7 protein-coding genes and 1 tRNA gene are annotated in these 6,181 nt (G+C 35.9%); 4 read left to right on the top strand and 4 right to left on the bottom strand.

The features are described 5' to 3' along the window. The first annotated feature begins 86 nt into the window (after nucleotides 1-86). From HMPREF2660_RS07780 to HMPREF2660_RS07765, 4 genes are all read left to right on the top strand, one after another. Nucleotides 87-635, top strand: coding sequence for a hypothetical protein (locus HMPREF2660_RS07780; RefSeq protein WP_013597167.1), 549 nt, complete (start codon nucleotides 87-89; stop codon nucleotides 633-635). Between the two features lie 150 nt (nucleotides 636-785). Then, on the top strand, nucleotides 786-1,268 hold the full coding sequence (locus tag HMPREF2660_RS07775; RefSeq protein ID WP_013597166.1) for a DUF6985 domain-containing protein: 483 nt from the start codon (nucleotides 786-788) through the stop codon (nucleotides 1,266-1,268). Nucleotides 1,269-1,392: 124 nt separating this feature from the next. Beyond that, nucleotides 1,393-2,028: an enolase gene (locus HMPREF2660_RS07770; protein WP_141743568.1), complete on the top strand. Its 636-nt coding sequence runs from the start codon at nucleotides 1,393-1,395 to the stop codon at nucleotides 2,026-2,028. Between the two features lie 137 nt (nucleotides 2,029-2,165). Next, nucleotides 2,166-2,936: a hypothetical protein gene (locus HMPREF2660_RS07765; RefSeq protein WP_070486494.1), complete on the top strand. Its 771-nt coding sequence runs from the start codon at nucleotides 2,166-2,168 to the stop codon at nucleotides 2,934-2,936. A 146-nt stretch (nucleotides 2,937-3,082) separates the two neighbouring features. Here HMPREF2660_RS07765 and HMPREF2660_RS07760 read toward each other — a convergent pair whose 3' ends face one another. The 4 genes from HMPREF2660_RS07760 to HMPREF2660_RS07745 all read right to left on the bottom strand — a co-directional run bounded on the left by HMPREF2660_RS07760 (nucleotide 3,083) and on the right by HMPREF2660_RS07745 (nucleotide 6,146). Next, complete coding sequence (locus tag HMPREF2660_RS07760; RefSeq protein WP_070486492.1) at nucleotides 3,083-4,144, bottom strand: T9SS type A sorting domain-containing protein; 1,062 nt, start codon at nucleotides 4,142-4,144, stop codon at nucleotides 3,083-3,085. Between the two features lie 174 nt (nucleotides 4,145-4,318). Beyond that, nucleotides 4,319-4,392: transfer RNA gene (locus tag HMPREF2660_RS07755), tRNA-Ile, on the bottom strand. Nucleotides 4,393-4,480: 88 nt separating this feature from the next. Further along, entirely contained in the window at nucleotides 4,481-4,879 is a 399-nt protein-coding gene (mce, locus tag HMPREF2660_RS07750) for a methylmalonyl-CoA epimerase (RefSeq protein WP_013597161.1), read from the bottom strand. Nucleotides 4,880-4,889: 10 nt separating this feature from the next. Then, complete coding sequence (locus HMPREF2660_RS07745) at nucleotides 4,890-6,146, bottom strand: dicarboxylate/amino acid:cation symporter (RefSeq protein WP_070486490.1); 1,257 nt, start codon at nucleotides 6,144-6,146, stop codon at nucleotides 4,890-4,892. Nucleotides 6,147-6,181 lie beyond the last annotated feature (35 nt).

Here is a 6,181-nt window from a genome sequence, read left to right as displayed (position 1 = left end):
AAAGAAGCCTATCACGATACCTTCAATGAAAACGAACTCAATGTTTTGTTTTCCAACGAGTTCAAAACCATAATGATACAAGAAAAATGAAACTATATTCCATTTACAGTAAACTGCTCAATTCAGAGGCTTACATAGAGCTGATGAATCGCGATAGAACGGAGATAAAATTTTATTTCTTATATGATGAAGGCGAACTAAATACCAAGCCTAAATTTAGGGGACAGGAAGGTTTTAACACTAAGAATATTAAACTTACTGATAAATATGACAGCATAGATAGTCTGTTGGTGTTTTCTACTGATTTTTATGAAAAAATGAATCTTCTACTCAAAGACGAAATGCAGTTTTTTGAAGCAGAGCTAATGGTAGATAATGAAATCATTAATTGTTATATTGGGAAAATAACCAACATTCAAAGTATTTTAAATGAAGAGAAATCAGAATATGATGAGTGGTTGGGGGATGAAGATGAGCCTTTTGTAGAAACGCCAGTATTTATGAAAGAGATTCACAATACTGTTTATTGTGTTAAAAACACATCCAGACAAAATATTGTAGGATTTACAGAGTTGTTCAAACAACAGGTAGAAAATCAAGGTTTAAAAATTGATTTTCGGGAGGTTAAACAATAATTTCAACTTTTTGATTTAACGGGATTTAATCAATGCCAAACTTTTCATAAGTCTCACACTGATATGGTAATTGCTTCTCATTTGCTTACATAGTGCTGATGAATCACGATAGAACGGAGATAAAACTTTAACTTCTAAATTAAAAAAATAATGACGCACAAATTTTGGGGAACGATAAAAGAAGATGATTGGGCAGAGTTTACTTCCGATATTACTTTTTCTCACCCGTTTTTTAACGAACAAAATATTGAAATTTTTTTGGGCGATGAAGACGGCGAAGAAATAGAAGATTTCCCTACCGAACAGCAACTGACGGAATTTGCAGAAACCTACCAAATGTTTATTGAGGATATTGAGAGTAAACTCCAAAGCATCCAGAATAAAGCGTTTGAAAGATATTTAGAATTATATGCACATTTCTACGAAAATCCTGATAAATCTGGGAAACCAGCACTAAATATCGACAGTGTAGAAAAACACAACGACGCCATTAAAGACATGACGGCTTTGAGAGTTTCGGGTGGCAAAATACTCCGGTTATCCATCAGATACCTTTTGGATACAGAACATGGGCTTGAATTCAAATTCGTGGATAATCAATTGGTAAAGATGGGTGGAATTGCAGAAACATAACGATAAAACGGAAATAAAATTTTGAATACTAAAAAGGAAAAATATGGAAAACAAAATAAACTTCTGCGAAGAAGACATCAGCGAATTAAAAGACGGTTTAACTCCTTTTCCCGAAGAGGTATTCGTGGCAGAACAATCCTGGTTGAACGATTGTTTCCTGCCCTTGATTTCGGTGGATTTAGGAATATTACGCACCGATTTGGCAGGAACGGTAGTGCATTTTCTTAATCCGGTTGAGCCAGCAGACGGGCTTCTCGGCGAAGAAACAGAAGAATTTCACAATGAGTTTTGTGCAGAAAATTGGATTGCATTCAAACTGACCACGGATAATAAATATAATTTTTTAGCCGATAAAGACTATTTCCTTTCTTTATCGGAATGCGACGAAGATTTGGCAGAACACATACAAACCATGCGGGATACCTTCCAAACCGTAAAATCCAAATACAAGGAAAAAGGACAACTGCTGTCTTGGCAAGACTATCCCGACGCTCTGAATTTTATCGACAGACTGGGCGGCGAAATTTTAGGGGGCAATTGGGTAGATACCGTAGATATTCCGTCTGCATTTGAAATGAATTTCGAAACTCCACCCGAAGATTCAGACAGCGACGGCATCTCGATTTCTTATCAGGGAAAAGAGTTGATGTATGTTGGGGAAGTTGCCGGATATAACTACTGCTCGGAAGGTGCCGATGCTATTATGATATTTTACGAACCCGAAAACCGGATTGTATTATTCACTTACGATTGGTCATAAAATCATTTTCAAAAATCATAATTGGGGATTTTAATGCTTTCCTTCCGTTCGTAACTGTTTCGTAGAAATTACCCATACAGCAATAACATCGAACACAGAAAAATCAAAACACTATAAAGAATTTATAATAATAAAACATGAAACGAAATATTGCTATTGTATTTTTTATTGGTGGATTTTTGGCAGTGACTTCCTCCGACAAAATAAAAGAAGCCTATCACGATACCTTCAATGAAGACAAACAAACCAAACTGGAACGAATATATAATACGCCTGGTTTTGTTGATAATGAAGAGAAAGAAAAATTAGCCGAGTACCTCTACAACGAAGCTCTGAAACTCATGCAGGAAAAAGAATTGGAGGATCCTACAACTTTGAGAATTTTACAGGAATATAAAGAAATCAATTTTGTGGAACCCATGAAAAATAGAATAAACGAGTTGAAAGAAGCTCCAAAAAACTTTCTTGCCGATCCCGATAAGCTCAAAGCCATTCAGCAGGAACTGCAAGATCTTTTCCCAAACAAGCAGCTGCAGATTTCGGGAGGTGCTATCATGATTAATCAAAACATGGTTTATTTGGATTTGGTTGACCCCGAAAATCCAGAATATGTAGATAATTATACCTACAGGAAAGTAAAAAACGAATTCAAATGGGTAAAGGGCGATCCTGTAAAATCACACCGTATATCTAAAAAGACCCAACCGCTTGTTGATTTTTCCACTGCCAACATACTGTTTTTGGTTGCCAAAGAAAAGATGAAAACCATAGAAGGAGCCAATAAACCAAAAAATGTTTACTATTATCTGCACAACCAGAAATGGCAAACAACCATTGATGCGGCCCGTGAAGACTATATAGTGCAAACCGACACCAATGGAAATCTTACCGAATTTAAGAAATTATAAGAAGTTGTTTTTTTGTTCATGTAAAAAACAATACTGGTCAAAAGAAATGTTTACAATAAACGTAAAGAAAACGATTGGTATAGAAAATACAGAATAATTTCTTTGTTCTGTCTATACTATAATAATGTTTTATGGGTTTATACGATTTAATCTTTAATTAGCTTTTGGATAGTAGTACCCTTCTTAGAAAGAATTTTTATCAGGTATAGACCACGAGTAAGTTTGCTAACATTTATTTTGTTTTCGCCAGAATTAAGGTTTTCTGTGTGTACTAATTTTCCGTCGAGAGTATAAATACTAAGCGTTGCATTTTTTTCATTTTTTGCATCAACAATTACAAAATTCTTAGCAGGATTCGGGTAAATTTTTGTCTCTATTTTTTCGACAGAATTTTCAGACGTACCCATCGAACTCATCACAATACGTTTAATAAGCTGGGAACCGAATTCTACTACCAAGATATCACCATTCGCTTCGATGGCTACAGAAGATGGATAATTGAGGTCATTTGCCAGAATTTCAATGTTGCTTCCATCGGCATTCATTCGTTTCACTTGCCTGTTGAAGGTGTCGGCTACTACGATTTTGCCATCAGGTTGTATAGCTATACTATAAGGATACGAGAAGCCGTGGCCTATTTTTTCTAGATTGCTGCCGTCTTCGTTCATACGAATAATTTCGCTGTTGCCGGTATTGCATACTAGAATTTTGCCATCATTTTCTATTGCTGTTTTTCTTGGACTAAAGAATTGATCTTGGAGTATTTGAATGTTGCTTCCGTCGATATTCATCCGTTTCACTTGGGTATTGAAGTTGTCAGTTATTAGCAGTCTGTTTTGGTTGTCCACAGTCACAGAATAGGGATTATAGAATCCTGATCCGATTGTTTGGATATCTGTTCCATCTGCATTCATTAGTTTTACGGCGTTTCCATTATAATCTGCTACGGCAATTTTGTCGTTCTTCGTGTAGGCTACATCCCATGGATTTTTGAAACCAGAGCCAACTGTTTCCAAATTGGTTCCGTCTCCATCCATCCGAAGTATTCCGAGTTCTTGATCTGCTATAATGATTTTACCGTCTGGCTGAAGTGTTATGCTTGTAGGTGTATTATAGCCTTCGCCCAAGATTTCTACTTTATAGATTTGTGCAATGGCAAAATTAGAATATAAAAAAATAACCAGTGCCAAGGAGTAAAGTTTTTTCATCGTTAAAGTTTTTATTTGGTACCTGATAAGGTAGGAATATGTTTTTTATTAACAATGGATTTTATGAATTTTTTTTAAATAAAAAAGTATATAAACTTACATTAGTCTGTTTAGTAGGAGATGAAGAATAAAAAAAAAAAGCGTTTACAAAAAGTAAACGCTTTTTTCAGGAAGTGGTCCCAGTTGGGCTCGAACCAACGACTTGCTGATTATGAGTCAGCTACTCTAACCAGCTGAGTTATGGGACCTGAATTTTAGCGGTAAACAACCCCAGCCACTTGGGGTCTGATGCTTAATTCGAGTGCAATATTATAACATATTTTTTTAATTACAAAATTATTTTTTATCCATACAGAGTTCAACCAATACTCCATTGGTGGTTTTTGGGTGTAAAAAAACGACTAACTTATTGTCTGCTCCCTCTTTAGGCGTTTCGTTGATAAATTCGAAACCTTCTTTTTTTAGTCGATTAATTTCGTATTCTAGATTTTCAACCCCGAAGGCTAGATGATGTACACCTTCTCGATTTTTTGTAAGGTATTTTGCAATTGCACTCTTTTCGTTCGTTGCTTCAAGTAACTCTATTTTGGTGTTTCCTACCGAAAAAAATGACGTTAATACATGTTCCGATTCTACAAGTTCTTCTTTATATGGTGTATGTCCGAGAAGTTTAGAGAATAAGTCGTTAGATTGTTCTAGAGACTGAATAGCAATTCCGATGTGTTCTAGTTTCATTTTTTTGCGTTTAAGAGTTTAGATTATTTTCGGCATCTACCAAATGTTTTTGTTCCCATTTGCTGATAGAAGCTGTTGACAAAGCATTTCCTAAAACATTCGTCATACTTCTTGCCATATCACAAAAATGGTCGATAGGTAGGATTAGTGCAATTCCTTCTGGCGGAATTCCGAACATAGAACAGGTTGCAATGACAACGATCAACGAGGCACGAGGTACTCCTGCAACACCTTTACTTGTCAGCATCAATACCATTAGCATCAAGATTTGTTTTTCTATTGGCATGTGGATGTTGTAAACTTGTGCTATGAATATACTTGCAAATGTCATATACATCATACTTCCATCTAAGTTGAATGAATAGCCAAGCGGAAGGGTGAAGGATATAACTTTTTTATCGGCTCCGTAATCTTCTAGTACTTCTACTAGTTTAGGGAAAACGGCCTCACTACTTGTGGTAGAAAATGCTATTAACAGGGGTTCTTTGATATGTAGTAGCAAAGATACTAGCTTTTGTTTTCCTAAAATTAGATAGCCCACAAAAATCAGGACTATCCATAGTAGCGCTATACCTAGAACAAATGCTACTAAGAATTTTCCATACATGATGAATACACCGAATCCATGTTTGGCAATAGCAGCTGCAATTGCACCAAAAACACCTAGTGGGGCAGTCCACATGATGTATTCGACCATTTTTAGGACTACATGAGATACTTTTTCCAATGCATTGGTTAGCATTTCACCTTCTTTGCCATAGGCTGCTAGGGCAACACCAAAGAAGATAGAGAATACAACTATTTGTAGAATTTCATTGGTTGCGAAGGCTTCGAAAACACTTTTCGGAATCGTATGTGCCACAAAATGTTCTAGTGTTAGGGCAGAGGTAGAGTTCTTGAGCAAGTCGGCAGCATCTAGACTACTTATCGAGAGGTTCATATTATTACCTGGTTGTACTAAGTTGACAATGATTAAACCTATTGTTAATGAAACCAATGAGGCAGTAAGGAACCAACCCATTGCTTTTCCACCGACACGTCCTACAAGTTTCATGTCGCCCATTTTGGCAATTCCGACAACGAGGGTAGAAAATACCAAGGGTGCAATAATCATTTGGACCAAACGAATAAATATAGTACCTAAGAGTTTAATGTTTTTAGAAAAAGAATCTGCACTTTCTGGGAATACATAGAAAACGCCTCCTCCTAAGATTATACCGCCAATGAGACTGAAAATAATGGCTAAAAAAAGTTTGTTGTTTTTCATAATATAATTTCTGTGCGTGAAATTAAGAAATTGTT

Origin of the sequence: Weeksella sp. HMSC059D05 (assembly GCF_001809725.1) — a bacterium.
GTDB classification, from domain to species: domain Bacteria; phylum Bacteroidota; class Bacteroidia; order Flavobacteriales; family Weeksellaceae; genus Weeksella; species Weeksella virosa.
This window is presented reverse-complemented; position numbering and strand designations above follow the sequence as displayed.